Source organism: Streptomyces murinus (genome assembly GCF_002154555.1).
Classification (GTDB): domain Bacteria; phylum Actinomycetota; class Actinomycetes; order Streptomycetales; family Streptomycetaceae; genus Streptomyces; species Streptomyces murinus.
The window spans coordinates 1-734 of sequence record NZ_MUNF01001022.1 but is presented as its reverse complement, the minus strand read 5'-3'; the positions used below and the strand labels follow the sequence as shown (position 1 = coordinate 734).

General features: G+C 77.1%; 1 protein-coding gene. It reads left to right on the top strand.

What is annotated here, in order from left to right; all coding sequences use genetic code 11:
• A partial coding sequence (locus CCN72_RS37400; RefSeq protein ID WP_086812693.1) for a substrate-binding domain-containing protein occupies nt 1-734 on the top strand: 734 nt, incomplete at both ends.

Sequence of the window (734 nt, the reverse complement as noted above, 5' to 3'; positions counted from 1 at the left end):
GAGCGGCTCGCGGTGGTCTGTAACACGGGGGGCTCGCCGGAACAGGAGCTGAAGTACCTGACGCTGCTGCAACGGCAGCGGGCGGCCGCGGTCGTACTGACCGGCGGCGCGGTCCTGGACGCGCCGCACGCGGCGGCGGTCGCGGCGAAGCTGCGCAAGCTCGGGGAGGGCGGGACGCGGGTGGTGCTGTGCGGACGGCCCCCGGTGCCGGACGCGCGGGCGGTCGCGCTCGCCTTCGACAACCTCGGCGGGGCGCGGGCGGTGACGGAGCATCTGGTGGGGCTCGGGCATCGGCGGCTCGGGTATCTCGCCGGGCCCGAGGAGCGGTCGACGACCCGGCACCGCCTGGAGGGACATCGCGCCGCGCTGGCCTCGGCGGGCATCGAGGAGGACCCCCGTCGGACCGTCCACGGACAGTTCGACCGGCGCTCCGGCTACCAGGGCGCGCGCGAACTCCTGCGCCGCGACCCGTCGTTGACGGCTCTGGTCGCCGCGAACGACTCCGTCGCGGCGGGTGCCTGCGCCGCCCTGCGGGACTCCGGCCTGCGCATCCCCGAGGACGTGTCCGTCACCGGCTTCGACGACCTCCCGGTGGCCGTGGACGTCGCACCCGGACTCACGACGGTCCGGCTGCCGCTGGCCGAGGCGGGCGCCCGCGCCGGCCGCATCGCCATGGGCCGCGAGGAGGTCCCGGCCGGGGGGATCGGCGGGGTGCGGGGCGAGCTGGTGGTGCG